13 protein-coding genes and 3 tRNA genes are annotated in these 16,311 nt (G+C 72.5%); 10 read left to right on the top strand and 6 right to left on the bottom strand.

Annotation, left to right across the window (positions count from 1 at the left end; genetic code table 11):
* Positions 1–259: 259 nt before the first annotated feature.
* From ACLJWH_RS22230 to ACLJWH_RS22195, 8 genes are all read left to right on the top strand, one after another.
* On the top strand, positions 260–580 hold the full coding sequence (locus ACLJWH_RS22230; RefSeq protein WP_052858497.1) for a histone-like nucleoid-structuring protein Lsr2: 321 nt from the start codon (positions 260–262) through the stop codon (positions 578–580).
* A gap of 118 nt (positions 581–698) precedes the next feature.
* Positions 699–770, top strand: a tRNA-Gly gene (locus ACLJWH_RS22225).
* Positions 771–844: 74 nt separating this feature from the next.
* A tRNA-Gly gene (locus tag ACLJWH_RS22220) sits at positions 845–917 on the top strand.
* A gap of 186 nt (positions 918–1,103) precedes the next feature.
* Entirely contained in the window at positions 1,104–2,114 is a 1,011-nt protein-coding gene (locus tag ACLJWH_RS22215) for an ABC transporter ATP-binding protein (RefSeq protein ID WP_411143489.1), read from the top strand.
* On the top strand, positions 2,111–2,929 hold the full coding sequence (locus tag ACLJWH_RS22210; RefSeq protein ID WP_411143488.1) for an ABC transporter permease: 819 nt from the start codon (positions 2,111–2,113) through the stop codon (positions 2,927–2,929). Before ACLJWH_RS22215 ends, ACLJWH_RS22210 begins: the two co-directional genes overlap by 4 nt.
* Before the next feature lie 57 nt (positions 2,930–2,986).
* Positions 2,987–4,276: a sensor histidine kinase gene (locus ACLJWH_RS22205; RefSeq protein WP_411143487.1), complete on the top strand. Its 1,290-nt coding sequence runs from the start codon at positions 2,987–2,989 to the stop codon at positions 4,274–4,276.
* Between the two features lie 234 nt (positions 4,277–4,510).
* Positions 4,511–5,113 carry a response regulator gene (locus ACLJWH_RS22200; protein WP_411143529.1) on the top strand — a complete coding sequence of 201 codons (603 nt, stop codon included), beginning with the start codon at positions 4,511–4,513 and terminating at the stop codon, positions 5,111–5,113.
* A gap of 53 nt (positions 5,114–5,166) precedes the next feature.
* Positions 5,167–5,239, top strand: a tRNA-Gly gene (locus ACLJWH_RS22195).
* A gap of 68 nt (positions 5,240–5,307) precedes the next feature.
* On the opposite strand, the gene ACLJWH_RS22190 is transcribed toward ACLJWH_RS22195, so the two are convergent.
* Entirely contained in the window at positions 5,308–6,207 is a 900-nt protein-coding gene (locus ACLJWH_RS22190; protein WP_411143486.1) for a phosphoribosylaminoimidazolesuccinocarboxamide synthase, read from the bottom strand.
* Between the two features lie 336 nt (positions 6,208–6,543).
* On the opposite strand from ACLJWH_RS22190, the gene ACLJWH_RS22185 reads away from it, so the two are divergent.
* Entirely contained in the window at positions 6,544–7,461 is a 918-nt protein-coding gene (locus tag ACLJWH_RS22185) for an alpha/beta fold hydrolase (RefSeq protein ID WP_411143485.1), read from the top strand.
* Between the two features lie 432 nt (positions 7,462–7,893).
* Here the strand turns inward: ACLJWH_RS22185 and ACLJWH_RS22180 are convergent, their stop codons facing one another.
* The 3 genes from ACLJWH_RS22180 to purD all read right to left on the bottom strand — a co-directional run bounded on the left by ACLJWH_RS22180 (position 7,894) and on the right by purD (position 13,401).
* The gene (locus tag ACLJWH_RS22180) at positions 7,894–9,372 is read right to left on the bottom strand and encodes a N,N-dimethylformamidase beta subunit family domain-containing protein (RefSeq protein WP_411143484.1); all 1,479 of its coding nucleotides are present in this window, start codon (positions 9,370–9,372) and stop codon (positions 7,894–7,896) included.
* 321 nt (positions 9,373–9,693) lie between these two features.
* Positions 9,694–11,496, bottom strand: coding sequence for a hypothetical protein (locus ACLJWH_RS22175; RefSeq protein ID WP_411143483.1), 1,803 nt, complete (start codon positions 11,494–11,496; stop codon positions 9,694–9,696).
* A gap of 543 nt (positions 11,497–12,039) precedes the next feature.
* Positions 12,040–13,401 (bottom strand): phosphoribosylamine--glycine ligase, encoded by a 1,362-nt coding sequence (gene purD / locus ACLJWH_RS22170; RefSeq protein WP_411143482.1) that lies wholly within the window; start codon positions 13,399–13,401, stop codon positions 12,040–12,042.
* Positions 13,402–13,730: 329 nt separating this feature from the next.
* Between purD and ACLJWH_RS22165 the strand changes: the two genes are divergently transcribed.
* Positions 13,731–14,468: an SLATT domain-containing protein gene (locus tag ACLJWH_RS22165; protein ID WP_411143481.1), complete on the top strand. Its 738-nt coding sequence runs from the start codon at positions 13,731–13,733 to the stop codon at positions 14,466–14,468.
* 100 nt (positions 14,469–14,568) lie between these two features.
* Here the strand turns inward: ACLJWH_RS22165 and ACLJWH_RS22160 are convergent, their stop codons facing one another.
* Positions 14,569–15,219, bottom strand: coding sequence for a hypothetical protein (locus ACLJWH_RS22160; protein ID WP_411143480.1), 651 nt, complete (start codon positions 15,217–15,219; stop codon positions 14,569–14,571).
* Between the two features lie 259 nt (positions 15,220–15,478).
* Positions 15,479–16,153, bottom strand: coding sequence for a GntR family transcriptional regulator (locus ACLJWH_RS22155; protein ID WP_411143479.1), 675 nt, complete (start codon positions 16,151–16,153; stop codon positions 15,479–15,481).
* Positions 16,154–16,311 lie beyond the last annotated feature (158 nt).

Genomic DNA, 16,311 nt, shown 5'->3' with positions numbered 1-16,311 from the left:
ACAGTACCGTGTTCGAAAATCTACGCGCATAGATACCGTTGCGTGCATCATGGCCGGGCGTCGGCGGGGACGCCTGCCGGGGAAAATCCTCGAAAAGATCCAGGCTCCGGATTGCGGGGTGACACGCTGACGAAATTAACTGGGCTTCACAATGCATTGCCCACCGCTGTACAAATGAAAAAGCATTGATCCCGATCAGCCGGATCTGGAGCATCACCCCATGTCAACACGGGGTCGCTCCCTGAAAGGACCGATATCCGTGGCGCAGCGCGTAGTAGTAATGCTCTCCGATGACATCGACGGGGGAGAAGCCGCAGAGACGGTCACCTTCGGATTGGACGGGAAGTCGTACGACATCGACCTCAATCCCGCCAATGCGAAGAAACTGCGCGACGCCCTCGCGCCGTTCGTGGCGGCGGGCCGCAAGCGGTCCAAGTCCGGCAAGGCGTACCACCGGACCGCGGTCACCCCCGACCCGGCGGCCGTCCGCGCCTGGGCCCGCTCCCACCATATGGACGTCCCGCCGCGCGGCCGGATCCCCAAGAAGGTCTACGAGGCGTTCAACGCCGCCAATCACTAGCCGACTTGCCGGCGCCCCGCGGCCGCGCGGAGCCGACTTGCACAGCACCCCTACTGATCAGCTAGAGTCTGGAGCACGCCGAGGGGCCAGGCCGAAAGGCCGAACCCCAAGGAGTCACGCGGGTGTAGCTCAGTAGTAGAGCGCCCCCTTTCCAAGGGGGAGGCGCAGTGTGCAATCCCTGTCACCCGCTCTGACTGCTCAACCAGTCCAATGGATCAGGTAGAGTAGCTGTCGCGCCGCTCGGTGAAAGCCGAGTGGATGCCTGCGGACGTAGCTCAGTTGGTAGAGCGCAACCTTGCCAAGGTTGAGGTCGCGAGTTCGAGCCTCGTCGTCCGCTCAGAAAAAGAAGGCCCCGGTCATCACGACCGGGGCCTTCTTCGTTTCCCTTCCGCTCCCTTCCGCCGTCTTCCGCTCCCTTCCGCCTCTTCGTCCGGCCGTCGCCGGTCTGGCAACTGACATTTGTCATCGACTGTGATGACAGGACGCACTGCCCGAAGCCCTGGCCCGGCGGAACGCTGGACACATGAACATCGGGGAGAAAACCATCGGGGGCGCCGGCCGTAGCGGGGCCGCGAGCGTCGGATCGGGCGAGAGCGTGATCGACGTCACCGGTCTGCGCAGGCGCTACGGCGCGGCCGGCCGGCGCGCGAGTGCGGGGAAGGGCTTCGAGGCGGTGCGCGGGATCGACTTCTCGGTCGCGCGCGGCGAGCTGTTCGCACTGCTGGGGACCAACGGCGCAGGCAAGACCTCCACCGTCGAGCTGCTGGAGGGCCTGGCCCCGCCCACCGCGGGGCAGGTGCGGGTGCTCGGCCACGACCCCTTCACCGAGCGGCACAGGGTGCGGCCGCGCATCGGCATGATGCTGCAAGAAGGCGGCTTCCCCGCCGAGCTGACCCCGGCCGAGACGCTGCGTATGTGGGCGGGCTGCACCAGTGGGGCGCGGCCGGTCGACGAGGCGCTGAGCTCCGTCGGGCTGACCCGGCGCAGAGACGTCCGCGTCAAGCAGCTGTCCGGCGGCGAGCGGCGGCGGCTGGACCTCGCCCTGGCACTGCTGGGCAGGCCCGAGGTGCTGTTTCTGGACGAGCCGACGACCGGACTGGACACCGAGGCGCGCCACGAAACCTGGAAGCTGGTCCGCGAGCTGCGGGATGCCGGGACGACGATCGTGCTGACCACGCACTACCTCGAAGAGGCGGAGGAGCTGGCGGACCGGCTCGCGATTCTGCACGGGGGACGGATAGCACAAGCCGGATACGTCGCGGATGTGGTCGCCGCGCATCCCTCGCACATCTCCTTCGAGCTGCCGGACGGTTTCCATCTCGGCGACCTCCCGCCGCTGGGAGAACTGGGCGTCATCGGACACGAGACGGTGGGACGGACCGTCCGGCTGCGGACGGACGAGCTGCAACGGACCGCGACCGGGGTGCTGGTCTGGGCCCGGGACCAGGGGATGGAGCTGGCCGGCCTGGACGTCCGGACCGCATCTCTCGAAGAGGCATTCCTGCACATCGCGAAGGGACTGGAGAACGCATGAGCGCGAACACGGTGGAGGCCCGCGCGGAAGAGCGGGCGGGCGCGCCCGCGGAAACCGGCGCAGGGGCCCGGCTGGTCGCCCTGGGGCGGGCGGAGCTGACCCTTCTCGTACGCAACAAGACCGCGCTGTTCATGACGCTGGTCATGCCCCTCACCATGGCGTTCGCCATGAAGCAGGCGGTCAGCGGCATGGACCTCGCGGGTACCGGCCTGTCGGTGGGGACGGTCCTGCTGCCGGCGACGCTCGGCTATGTCCTGCTCTTCGCCGTCTACTCCAATCTGACCGGGGCCTACGCCGCGCGGCGCGAGGAACTGGTGCTCAAGCGGCTGCGCACCGGTGAGCTGCGCGATCCGGAGATCCTGGCCGGTACCGCCCTGCCCTCCGTGGCCATGGGGCTGGCACAGTGCGCGCTGCTGGTGACGCTGGGCGGAATCGTGCTGGACACGGGCCTGCCCGGTGCCCCGCATCTGCTGATCGCCGGTGTCCTGATCGGCATGGTGATGGTGGTGGCGCTCGCCGCGGCATCGTCGGCGCTCGCCAAGTCGGCGGAGTCCGCACAGCTCGTGGTGCTCCCGATCACTTTTCTGTCGTTGGCCGGCTCCGGGATGGTCCTGCCGCTGGACATGCTGCCGGACCGTATCGCCGACGTCCTCGGGCTCCTGCCGCTGTCACCGGTGATGCAGCTGATACGCGACGGCTGGACCGGCGGTGCGGACGCCGTGGAGACGCTGAAACGGCTGGTCATCGGCTTGGTGTGGGTAGGAATCGCGGTGTTTGCTGTGAAGCGGTGGTTCCGCTGGGAGCCGCGGCGGTAGGCGACACAGCCGTAGCGCGCGACGCGCGGCGACCAGGACGACGGGGGCACGGGGCACATGATCGAACGGGTACAGGCGAAGTGGCGGCGGCAGAACACCCTGTCCAAGGTCGACACGTACTTCCGCTGGACGCTCTACTTGATCCCCTGGTTCGCCGTAACCGCCGGAGTGACACCGGTCACCCGGGCGACCACCGGCGGGGCGCTGCCCGTCACCCTGGCCAGTACGGCCCTCGGGCTGAATGTCGTGCAGAGCATCCTGACGATCACCCTGCTGAACCGCGCCTTGCAGCGCTATCTGGACCGGGGCCCGACACCGCACCGCCTGATGGCCGTCTCGGGTGTACTGACGATCGCGGCCGAGGCCGCCCTGCTCAAGCTCATCATCGTCGAGGGGATCAAGAGCCCGGACGGTATCGGCACGGTGACGCTGGCGATGACCGCGGCCCTCACCCCGTTCTTCATGGTCTACTCCCTGGTCGTGTCCAAGCGGAGGTATATGGCGTCACTCGGCGTGGGGACGGCGGTGCTGGTGCTGCTGACCGGCCTGGTGACCGATGTGTGGGCGTTCGGCTTGTATCTGGCGATCCTCTTGATCGTCGCCGGTCTGTGGAGCTTCGTCATAGCGCGCCCTTCGGGCTGGCTGCTCGCCGTGTTCTGGGAGCTGGACGCGGCCCGCAAGAACCAGGCGCTGCTCGCGGTCGCCGAGGAGCGGCTGAGGTTCGGCCGCGATCTGCACGACGTGATGGGCCGGAATCTGGCGGTGATCGCGCTGAAGAGCGAGCTGGCGGTCCAGCTGGCGCGGCGGGAGCGGCCGGAGGCCGTGGAGCAGATGGTGGAGGTGCAGCGGATCGCGCAGGAGTCGCAGCGGGAGGTGCGCGAGGTGGTGCGGGGGTACCGGAAGGCCGACTTTCAGGCGGAGTTGGCCGGTGCGCGGTCCATATTGCGTGCGGCCGGCGTCGACTGCCGGATCGAGGGCGAGGAAGACCCGCGGCTGCCCTCGGAGGTGCAGTCGGCTCTCGGCTGGGTCGTCCGCGAGGGCACCACGAACGTGCTGCGGCATGCCGCCGATGCCCGGCGTTGTGTCCTGCGGACCCGCCTCGACCCGGAGCGTGCGGTGCTGGTGCTGACCATGGAGAACGACGGTGTCGTGACTCCCCCGGAGGGCCGGCCCGCGCCGCTGTCCGGAAGCGGTCTCAGGGGCCTGCGGGAACGCCTGTATCCGCTGGGCGGAACGCTGGAATCGGGACCGGGACCGGACAGCTCCTACCGCCTGACCGTCGAACTCCCGATACCGGCGGACGGGCGGGCGAGGGCCGGTGAGGTGGTGAACGGCGCGCGGGCGTGAGGTGCCGTGAGTGAGACGCCATGGGCGATGGGACCCGCGGACGGGCGCCTGCGGAGAGCGGGTCCGGGAAGGCCGGTCTGCGGAAGGCGATCACGGGGTGACGGAGCGGGAGGAATCGAGTGGCGAGGCGATACGTGAGAGGCGGGGCCGTGGTGGATGGCAGGGCTGTGTCGGGCGACAGCACCATGAGGGACGGCCGGGCCGGAGTGGGGAGGCGGGGTGAGTGAGGGGGTGATCCGCGTGCTGCTGGCGGACGACGAGCATCTGATCCGGGGGGCGCTGGCGGCGCTGCTGTCGTTGGAGGACGATCTGCTGGTCGTGGCGGAGGCGGCGTCGGGGCCGGAAGCACTGGCGATGGCACGGGCGCACGCGCCCGATGTGGCGGTGCTGGATCTTCAGATGCCGGGGGCGGACGGTGTGGCGGTGGCCACATCGTTGCGGCATGAGCTGCCGGAGTGCCGGTCGATGATCGTGACGAGTCATGGGCGGCCGGGGCATCTGAAACGGGCGCTGGAGGCCGGGGTGCGGGGGTTCGTGCCGAAGACGGTGTCGGCGCAGCGGCTCGCGGAGATCATTCGCACGGTGCACGCCGGAAACCGTTATGTCGATCCGGAGTTGGCGGCGGATGCGATCAGCGCCGGGGATTCCCCGCTGACGGTCCGGGAGGCGGAAGTGCTGGAGTTCGCCGAGACCGGGGCACCGGTCACGGAGATCGCGGAGCGGGCGGCGCTGTCGCCGGGGACGGTACGCAATTACCTCTCGTCGGCCACCGCGAAGCTGTCCGCCGAGAACCGCCATGCGGCAGCGCGCATCGCCCGCGAGCGGGGTTGGCTATAGTGGACCCCGCACCGCGCGTCGGCGACTGTCTCCGGACGTTCTGCGCGGCGCCTGCGGACGTAGCTCAGTTGGTAGAGCGCAACCTTGCCAAGGTTGAGGTCGCGAGTTCGAGCCTCGTCGTCCGCTCAGCGAAGAAAAGGCCCCGGCCGGTAGCGATACCGGCCGGGGCCTTTCGTATGCGCGCGGGGCGGCGGTTACGACCAGGTGAGGCCGGTGAGACGCTCGTACGCCTCGATGTACTTGGCGCGGGTGCGGTCCACGATGTCCTGCGGGAGGGCCGGCGGCGGCTGCTCGCCGGTACGGTCCCAGCCGGCGGCGAGCGAGGTCAGCCAGTCGCGGACGAACTGCTTGTCGAAGGACGGCTGGGCGCGGCCCGGCTGCCACTGGTCGGCCGGCCAGAAGCGCGAGGAGTCCGGCGTCAGCACCTCGTCGGCAAGGGTCAACTCCTCACCCGCGAAGCCGAATTCGAACTTGGTGTCCGCCAGGATCACCCCACGCTCGCGGGCGATGTCGCGGGCCCTGCCGTAGACGGCGAGGGTCGTCTGACGGAGCCGGGCGGCGACCTCGGGGCCGACCTCGCGGGCGACCTCTTCGTAGGAGACGTTCTCGTCGTGGTCGCCGACAGCGGCCTTGGTGGCCGGGGTGAAGATCGGCGCGGGCAGTTCGGAGCCGTCGACCAGGCCCTCCGGGAGAGCCAGACCGCAGACCGTACGGGACTGCTGGTACTCGGCGAGGCCGGAGCCGGTGAGATAGCCGCGGGCCACGCATTCGACGGGAACCATGGCCAGGGACGTGCAGACGAGGGTGCGGCCGGCCCAGTCGGCCGGGGCGCCGGCCGGGACCTCGGTGGAGCGGACATGGCTGGGCACCAGGTCGGCGAGCTGGTCGAACCACCACAGGGACAGCTGGGTGAGGATGCGGCCCTTGCCGGGGATCTCGGTGGGGAGCACCCAGTCGTAGGCGGAGGTGCGGTCGCTGGCGACCATGATCAGTTCGCCGTCGGCGTTCTGGTAGAGGTCGCGCACCTTGCCGGTGTGCAGGTGGGTGAGACCCGGTACCTGCACGGGCTCGGGCTTTTCTACGAAACCGGACACGCTGCCTCCGCGTAGGTTGATCCAGGAGTCGTTCCGATTCTCCCGTATGCGAGAGTCCGGCGATGCCGCAGGGTGGGCCGGTCGGACGGAACGGGCGGTCAGGGCGTCGGCGACGGCCAGGTGAGACGACCTGGTGAGACGACCTGGCCGGCGGCGCAGAACGTGCACGGGCGGTGGGGCAGGCGGGTGGTGGGACGGGGGCGGAGAGACCAGGGGCGGAGGCGGCGGGGCCAGGCTGCGCCTCGCCGCCGTGACCGGGCGGCGGCGCGGGCGATCTTGGCCGGCACAGGTGTAAAACGCTTGCCGTGGTCGTCACGCGGTCATGAGGATGGCGCGATGCCGACCTTCACCGCTCTCGACGGAACAGAACTCGCCTTTCACGTCAGAGGTGAGGGAGAGCCGCTGCTCTGCCTGCCCGGTGGCCCCATGCGCGCTTCCTCCTACCTCGGCGACCTCGGTGGGCTGTCGGAGCAGCGCCGGCTGATCATGCTCGACCTGCGGGGCACCGGCGCCTCCGGCATCCCCGCCGACCCGGCCACGTACCGCTGCGACCAGCAGGTCTCCGATGTCGAGGCCCTGCGTCGTCACTTCGGTTGGGACCGCGTTGACGTTCTCGCCCACTCGGCGGGCGGCGATCTCGCCCTGCTCTACGCGGCCCGGTACCCCGGGCGCGTCCGCACCCTCACCCTGATCACCGCCCGCGCCCGAGCCCTCGGTGTCGACTTCACCGAAGAGCACCGCCGGGAAGCTGCCGCCCTGCGTACGGCCGAGCCGTGGTTCGGGCCCGCTCACGACGCCTACGAAGCCGTCCGGGCCGGCACCGCGGACGATGCCGACTGGGACGCCGTCGCCCCCTTCTTCTACGGTCGCTGGGACGCGGTCGCTCAGGCCCACGCCGCAGCCGACGTCGCACAGAGCAACGCGGAGGCCGCCGAGATCTACGCGTCTCCGGGCGCCTTCGAGCCCGGCGCCGCCCGCGCCGCCATCGCCGCACTGAGCGCGCCGGTGCTGGTCCTGTCGGGTGAGCTGGACAGCGGCCCCCGCCCCCGCGTCGCCGCCGCCATCGCGGAGCTGTTCCCCACGGCCGAAGTGGCCGTTCAGCCGGGTGGCGGCCACTTCCCCTGGCTCGACGACCCCGATGGCTTCGCCCGGACCGTCGGAACATTCCTCGCCCAGGGCGCCCAGGAATTCCGGGCCGACCAGAACTCCCCGGGCACCTCGGACGCCCAGGCGGGTACCCGGCCGGGAGTCTGACCGCCGGCGGGCCATACGGAGGGGAATCGACCGCTGTGGGTAGGCGCGGCTCCGGTCCCCGTCGCTCCCGGTGAGCGACGGTCACCATGGGCCGCTGGCGGGACCACAGCCAGGTGGCACACGTGGCCGACGGGCCGAGAGCGACGGATGCGCGGCAGGGCCTCCAAGAGACGTACGAGAGCGCCGGCCCGCCAGCCGCCTGGATACGCGACCGGCGCACACACCGATCCGCCACCGCGGGCCAGTGGCGGGGCTGCCGCCAAGTGGCCGACGGGCGACCGACGGATGCGCGGCAAGGACTCCAGGGACGTACGCAAAAGTGCTGGCCCGCAGCCGTACGGCACACGGACACGCAGGCACCACACACCCCGATCCGCCGCCGCAGGGACTGCGGCAACTGCGGCAAATACGGCAACAGGGGTCCGAAAGCCCTCAGTCGCGTTTGCAGATGCGGTCGAGGAGGTTGGCGGTGGCGCGCTGGACGCGTCGGTCGACATGGCCGGGGCGGTCGAGGGACGGGGACCAGGCGAAGGTGCCCGAGGAGAAGACCAGGGCGCCGCTGGGGGCACGGTAGAGCGAGGTTTCCTGGTGGCGGCGGTTGCCCTCGGTGTCGCGGTACGGGGAGTGGGCGAGCAGGATGCGGTGGGTGTGGTCGGGGAGGCTGACGCGCGGGAAGTAGCGGTCGGCCTCGCCGGCTACCAGGCCGGGGAGTTCGTCGCCCTCGTGGGCGCCGGTGGCCTCCCACAGCCAGTGGCCGGCGTTACGGACGACGAGCGGGGCGGGTTCGGGCACCCGGCCCGCGTACTGGACGCCCATCAGACGCTGTTCGGGGTCGCCGGCCTCGCGCCACAGAGCGGGTCGTCCCGGGCCCTGGCGCTTGCGGCAGCTGAGCAGGGAGTCCGGCCCGGAGGGTGACGGGGAGAGCTCGATCTGCCAGTACATGGTGTTGGCGGAGAGGAAGACGAGGGACGTGCCGCTGTCGCGGGCGCGTTCGACGGTGCTGCGCATCGGCACCGACCAGTATTCGTCGTGGCCGGGGAAGACCAGGCCGCGGTAGCGGGTCGGATCGACGCGGCCGGCGTGCAGATCGCGGGCGTCGGCGTAGGCGAGGTCGTATCCGTAGCGCTCGGCCCAGCGGATGAAGTCGTAGGCGTGGCCGACATGGAGGGGGAGCCCGGCACCGGCGTAGGGGCGGTCGAAGGAGACCGTGGTGGCGGCGTCCTGCTCGCCGAGGAGCGCGCCCTTCTCGTCCCAGGCGTGGTAGAGGCTGGCGCCGGTGTGGCCGTCCTCGGGGTAGAGGTTGTACGCCTGCCAGGTGATGTCGGGCAGCAGCAGGAGGAGGTCGGCGGGGTGGTCGTCGCGGACCGTGAAGGGGATGTGGCTGCGGTAGCCGTCGGCGGTGGTGAGCACGGCGACGTACGCGCCGAGATTCCAGTACTCGGGGACCTGGAGGCGCCAGGACAGCCACCAGTGGTGGCAGGAGACCGTGCGGTCGACGGTGAGCGGGGCCGGCTGGACGATACCGGCGAGACGCGGGCTCGTGGTGATCTTGGAGGCGCCGGCGCCTCCGTAGTGGCCGATGCGGTAGACGTCGATGCTGAACGGCTGCGGCGGATCGACCGAGACGCGGAAGTCGATGGCTTCGCCGGGGGCCACCGCGCCGGTGCTGGCGAAGCCCTTGATCTGCCGGCGGACGTCGTCCGCGGTGCGCGGGCCGTTGTGCTTACGGGGTGGCGGGACGCGCAGATCGCCCTGGGCGACGGCGGGGTCCACGTACCAGGGCACCACCTGACCGGACTCGAAGTAGTTCTCGCTGCCGCGCAGCCAGGGCAGCGGACCCTGCCCGAACGGGTCCGTGACCGCGTGGGCGAGCGCGCCCGACTCCCAGCGCCTGATCTCTTCCGTCCCCACCTTCCACTCCCCTCCCGCGTCCCGCGTGGCCACGGCGGACCGGTGTTTCCGTTCGCCTGCCCGTAGGGCCGTCGCCGCGCGCGGGACGGGGTCCGTTGGTCCGGCTGGACGAACGCGGCCGCCCCCAGCACATCACATTACGCACTCACTTCGTCACCCTTCGTCGTGAATTTAGAGCCTCTGGGCCCCGAAACACGAACTGGAGGGGAACATTCAGCCGATGGGGCGAGGGGGCGCCGGCCGGCGGCGCGCTCCGGGGTGCGCGGGAGCGGCGCGGACTCGGTGCGGGCGCGGCGTGCGCGGTGCGCGCGCTCGTGCGGGTCAGCCGAGCCGGACCGGCTTTTCCGGGCGCACCCCGACCGTGGTCAGCCAGCCGCGGAGCGGTTCGGCGTCACCGTCGTCGACCAGGCTGAGCACCGGGCTGCCGAGGTCGGACCGGCGGGCGCCGTCCACCAGCAGCGCCGGGCCGTCCAGCCAGTCCAGGCCGGGGGCCGCGCCCGCGGTGTCGACGGCGGCGCAGCAGACCATGGCCGTGACGTGGTCGGCGAGCAGCTCACGGGCCGTGCGGGGCGGCCGCAGTGGGAAGAGCGGGAGGCCCCCCTCGGCCAGGCCGTCGCCCCAGGCCACGCCCGCGGCGGCGTCCGACGCGGAGCCGCCGTGGCCGGTCGAGCGGGCGGCCGCGGCGCGTTCCGCACGCTCCTCGCGCTCGACCTCGGCCCCGAGCCGGGCGGCCACGAGGTCGCCGGTGCGGTCGTCGTGGGCCAGCCGGTCGAGGACGCGGGCGAGCGTCGGCCCCGGGGGCGTCGCACCCGGGGCACCCGAGGCGCGGCCGGCGGGCCGGGCGCCCAGGGACGCGCCGGCCGCGGGCGTACGGGCCGCCGTGCGGGCGTAGGAGAGGGACGGGGCGGCGGCGCCGGGAGCCGGGGCGTCCGGGGGCGGTACGACGGGGAGGTCGTCGAGGACGCGGTGCAGCCGGGCGGCCTCCAGGCGCCACTTACGGTCCACGACCTCCTGGGGGTACTGGTGCCAGCCGACCGGCGACCAGTCGGGGCCCGCCTCGGCGGGGCCGCCGTGGAAGAGGCGGGCGGCCAGCAGCGAGGCGGCGCGGTCGAAGGCGCCGGGCTCCTCCAGGAGGTCGCAGGCGGGCCGCTCGCCGAGGCGGGAGGCGAAGCCCTCGGCGAGGCGGTCGCGGCGGGAGAGTTCGGTGAGCGCCGAGACCACGCCGGCGTCCAGCCGGGAGGGCCAGCGGCCCATCCGCCAGGCGGGCAGCGCGACCCGGGTCAGCAGCCGGTCCCAGCCCGCGTACGCGAGGCCGACCTGCTCCTGGGCGACGATCCGCAGGCCGTAGTCGACGGTCCTGGCGCGTTCGGAGGCGGCGGCCGCGACGCCCCGCTCCATGAGCGTGGCGTGGTCGCGGCAGGCGCGCAGCAGCAGTCGCGCGATCCGGCCGGTGAAACGGAGCGGCAGGGCCCGCAGCGGCCCACGGGGGCGGGCCGGGACCGCGGCGGCGGCGTCCAGGCCGCGGATGAAGCGGCGGGCGGCGGCTATGTCGGGGTGGGCGGACGGGCCGGTCCCGGCGACGACCGGGGCGAGCAGGGCGCGCAGCTCGGCGACCCGCATCCACCACAGGAAGGGCGAGCCGATGACGAGGACCGGCGCCCCGGAGGGCCGTCCCGCGCCGTCGGCGGGGTGCGGGGTGCGGTGCAGCGCGGCATGGGCGGGGTGCGTACGGTCTTCGAGCCAGCTGTCGCAGTCCGGGGTGAGCGCTATCGCGGACGGCGCCGGGACGTCGAGGCGGTCGGCGAGATCGCGTACCAGGCGGTACAGGTCGGGGGCCGACTTCTCGGCGACCGGCACGGAGGGGCTGAGCGCGGGGCGGGCGCGGGCGACGACCACGGCGACCAGCGCCGCCAGGAGCAGCACGAGGACGGCGAGAGCGCCGATGGTCCAGCACGCGACGCCCCAGCCGGGGGCCGCGCCGAGCCGGCCGGTCGCGCAGCCGAAGAGCAGCACCACGGCGACGGCGGCGGGCAGCAGGGCGACACCCAGCGCGGCACCGCGGATCCGCAGTACGGCGAGGGCGCGGGCACGCGCCGCCAGGACACCTGTTTCCGGACCTGCCACGAGTCTGTACACCCCCTGCTGTCCTGGTCGAGCGGATGGAGAGAACACGGGACGGAAGTACCTGAGACGCGGGAGTGCGGCGACGGTGCGGGCGGACGCGGACGTCCGCCGTGGTCGTTGCCCACTCCCCCACCACTGTGGCACCGGCCACTGACATCGCAATGCCGGTGAGCCACTTGCCGGACGCCGCTGCGGCAACCGCGCCGATTTCCGGTACGGCGGCCGCAGAACGCCTGCGCGGCACCCTAGTTGGGGGTGTCGCTCGCGTCAGTCGGTTACCGGCTTGGTCACTCGATGGAATGGCTTTGGGTAAAGCCACGGGACGCGCGCGGGCCCGTGTGGGCCGGTGCGGACGGGCGTGGCGCCCTTCCGGCCGGAACGGGCGCATGCGCCCCGCATATGCCCCGCCCACGGCCCCGTACGCCCCCGGATGACCCCGTCCACCTGCGCGTATGCGCCCCGCCGGTGTACCGCGGCCCCGCCCGTACATCCGGTCAGGACGTACGGGCGGGGCCGATGGGAACGCCAGGGGAGCCGCGGACCCTAGGCCCGCGGTGCCGCCTCACCCGCGGCCTGCTCCGCCGCCTCACCCGCGGCCTGCTCCGCCGGCTCGCCCGCGACCTTGGCGGCGATGTCCGTGCGGTGCTGGGAGCCGTCCAGCGAGATCCGGTCCACGGCGCGGTAGGCGCGCCGGCGGGCGGTGGTGAGGTCGGCGCCGGTGGCCGTCACGGACAGCACCCGGCCGCCCGCGCTGACCACCGCGCCGGAGCCGTCCCGCTTGGTGCCCGCGTGCAGGACGTACGCCTCGGGGGCGTCCTGCTCCGCGACGTCGGCGAGGCCCGCGATCGGATCGCCGGTGCGCGGGGTGTCCGGGTAGTTGTGGGAGGCGATGACGACGGTGACCGCCGCGCCGTCGCTCCAGCGCAGCGGCGGGAGGGCGGCGAGGGTGCCGGTGGCCGCGGCGTGCAGCAGCCCGGCCAGCGGGGTGGTGAGCCGGGCCAGGACGACCTGGGTCTCCGGGTCGCCGAAACGCGCGTTGAACTCGATCACGCGGACACCGCGCGAGGTGATCGCCAGGCCCGCGTAGAGCAGCCCGGAGAACGGGGTGCCGCGGCGGCGCAGCTCGTCGACGGTGGGCTGGAGGACGGTCGCCATGACCTCGTCGACCAGTTTCGGGTCGGCCCAGGGCAGCGGGCTGTACGCGCCCATACCGCCGGTGTTGGGGCCCGCGTCGCCGTCGTAGGCGCGCTTGAAGTCCTGGGCGGGCTGGAGGGGGACGACGGTCTCGCCGTCGGTGACGGCGAAGAGGGAGACCTCGGGACCGTCGAGGAACTCCTCGATGACGGCCTGTCCCCCGGCGTCCGCCGTCCCGGCAGCCGCGGCGCGCGGCGGGGAGACACAGGCGAGGGCGTGTGCGCGGGCCACCTCGATGTCCTCGGTGACGACGACGCCCTTCCCGGCCGCCAGACCGTCGTCCTTGACGACGTACGGGGCGCCGAAGGCGTCCAGCGCGGCATCGATCTCGGCGGCGGTGGTGCAGACGTAGCTGCGGGCGGTGGGGACGGCCGCGGCGGCCATCACGTCCTTGGCGAACGCCTTGGAGCCCTCCAGCCGGGCGGCCTCGGCCGAGGGGCCGAAGACCGGGATGCCGCGGTCGCGTACGGCGTCCGCGACGCCCGCCACGAGGGGGGCCTCCGGGCCGACGACGACCAGATCGGCCCGCAGACCGGCGGCCAGTTCGGCGACGGCCGCGCCGTCGAGCGGGTTGACCCCGTGCAGTTCGGCCACCTCGGCGATACCGGCGTTGCCGGGAGCGCAGTACAGCGCGGTGACGTCGGGGTCGAGGGACAGAGAGCGGCACAGGGCATGTTCGCGGGCGCCGCCGCCGATGACGAGGACCTTCACGGGTGCAGCCTAGTCGCCCCCGGCGCCGCGCCCGGACGGGGGCGGTACGGCCCGGTGGCGGCCGGGCGGAGGCCGGCGGCGGCCGGGCGGGGACAGGAGCGGCCGGAAACCGTCGGCCGCCGTGGTGGCAACTCTTTCGGGTGAGTTGCCCGGTGGGCTTATACCCGATCCCGCGCCACTTCCCGGCGGAAATGCGGTGATCTTGCGGGCAACGCCAACCGTTCGGCGGTAGGAAGGGGCTGCGCGCCATCCGCCGTCTCGTATGTCACGCGCACACCGCACGTATCCGTATACGCGCACCGCAGGTATCCGTATGGAGGAGTGCACGGGTGAGTCAGCCGGAGATGCAGCCCGAGGGGCCCCCTCGGGAGAAGGGCGGGCGCCGGGACCGGAAGGACCTCGCGGGGCGGACCTTTCCGCTCGGCGACTGGGGGGAACCGGCCGACCGTCTGGATGCGCTCTACCTGTGGACCGAGGACGGCGCGCTGCGCGCCGCCGACTGGTATCTGCGCGACCGGCTGGCGAAGCGCCGCGGCGCACGGGCGCTGCGCCTGGTGACCGCGGCGGCGGTCTCGGTGGCCGGGGCGCTGCCGCTGCTGGACCTGACCGGGGCCTGGACCGGCGGGGCGCCGTGGGGCTATCTGGCGCTGCTGCTGGCGGCGGTGTGTGTCGGCTGCGACCGGTATTTCGGGGTGACGGCGGGCTGGATGCGGGATGTGGCCACCGCGCAGGCGATCCAGCGGCGGCTGGAGGCGTTGCAGTTCGACTGGGCGTCGGAGAGCGTGCGCGAGGTCCTCGGACCGGCGGACGGCACGGCGAGCGAGACCGCGGAGCGCTGTCTGGGGATGCTGCGGCGGTTCCACGAGGATCTGACGGAGCTCGTACGGTCCGAGACGGCGGACTGGATGGCCGAGTTCCGGGCGGGGCCGGCGCCGCCCGCCACGCAGACGACGGTGCCGTGCGCGGCGCAGCGGGCGGAGAGCCCGGGGCCGCCGGGGCGGTTCCTGCTGCCGCCCGGCCGACGGCCGAACATGCCGCGGCAGCGGCCGCCGGAGCCGCCGCACTGAGCTTTCGGGACGCGCCGACGGGCCCAGGGGCGAGCGCGGGCGCGCACGCCGGGCGGATGCCGGGGGCGGATGCCGGGGGCGGGCGCCCCCGGCACACCCGTCAGCTGAAGACGATCATCGAGCCTTGGCCCAGGCTCCGAGTGGCGGCCGCGTGCAGGCCGAGCCAGACATGCCGTTCCCGGGCGAACGGGCCGTCGTCCAGGGGGACGGCGCCGGTCCGCTCCTCCAGAGAGGTCGGACCGGCCGGCGGGGCGGGTGCGGCCGGCGGGTTGGCCGGGTCGATGCCGAGGGCGGGTGCGACCAGTTCGAGGTCGCGCAGCAGACCGTGCGAGGAGCCCAACGGACCGCCGCCCGCCAGCAGTTCGTCGCCGCCGAGCGGATGCGGGAAGTCGACCGGGACGTAGGCGCCCGCGTGGTCGTAGTGCCAGACCAGGTGGGACTGCTGCGCGGTCGTCTCGAACATCTCCAGCAACTGCTCGTAGTCGCCGCCCAGTTCGTCCACCGGCGTCACCTCCAGGCCGCACAGCCGCAGGAGATAGGCGCGGCGCAGGAAGTGCAGCGCGTCGTAGTCGAAACCGGCCACCGGCGCGACGTCACCGGAGAGACCCGGCATATAGCTGTACACCGGGACCGGGGGCAGGCCCGCGTCCGTCAGCGCCCGGTCGTAGGCGGCGAGCTCTTCGGAGAAGGGGTTGTCGGGGCTGTGACAGAGCACATCGACGAGAGGTACCAGCCACAGGTCACATGCCACGGGTGAGGACTCGCTTCCGGTAGGGGTCGGGGCGCGTGCGCACGTACGGCTACGGGTACGGCCCGTTACGGCCGATGGTCGGGACAGCGTAGTGCCAAGGGCCGTTCCGTAATACCTGGCGGGCAGCGCGACGACAGCTACGACACCTCGCCGCGTTGCCGGAACATCCATATACATCCAGTATGCGGACACTCCTCCGCCTTGCGCTGGACCGCGTCCGACGCCGCACGCTGATCCACCAGGCAGGACGGGACAGCCCTCAGCGCTTTCTCACGAGGGTGAGGGAGTGCTCGTGGTACTCGGTCACCAGCCGCTGGGCCGCGCACAGGTCGTGCCGGGCGACGGCGGTGACCAACTCGCCGTGGTCGTGCCACAGATGGCCCCTGAGATCGCCCAGCCGACGCAGCAGGGGCACCGCGAACATCCAGGTCTGGACGCGCATCCGGTCCAGGAAGTCGCTGATGTACGCGTTCCCCACGACGCTGCCGAGCTCCCGCCAGAAGCGCAGGTCGTAGCCGATGAGGACGTCCAGGTCTCCGGCGCGCGCGGCGCGTTCGGCCTCCTCGGCCCGGCGGCGGATGGAGACCATCATCTCGGTGGGGAGCCGGCGCGGCTCCCGGCCGGCGCCGCTGCGGAAGATGCCCTCGACGACCAGGGCGCGGGCCTCGACCATGGCGCGGTAGTCGTCGGCGGTGAAGGCGTGCACCTTGAAGCCGCGGTGCTGTTCGACGTCGAGCAGGCCCTGGGCGCAGAGGTCGAGCAGCGCCTCGCGCACCGGTGTCGCGGAGACGCCGTACTGCTCGGCGATCTCCTTCACGGTGAAGGGGTGGCCGGACGGCAGCCGGCCGGCCAGGACTTCGTCGCGCAGTGCGTCGGCGATCTGCTGGCGCAGGGTGTTGCGCCGTATGACTCCGCGCTCTCCGCCGTCGGCCATCCTGTGCGTCCCCTTCGACGACTCATGACCGCGCAGGTGGGAGGCGGCCCCCGCCCACGATAGGCGAGGGCCGCCGGAGCCACCCTCCGCACGTCGGGCGCGGAGCGGGGTGAGGCGGGAAGCACGGGCCGGCCGGACGGACGGTACGTCAGAGGGAG

The organism is Streptomyces sp. x-80, from assembly GCF_046549095.1.
Classification (GTDB): Bacteria; Actinomycetota; Actinomycetes; order Streptomycetales; family Streptomycetaceae; genus Streptomyces; species Streptomyces celluloflavus.
Note: the sequence above shows the minus strand (reverse complement) of the source record. Positions and strands in the feature narration are given on the sequence as shown.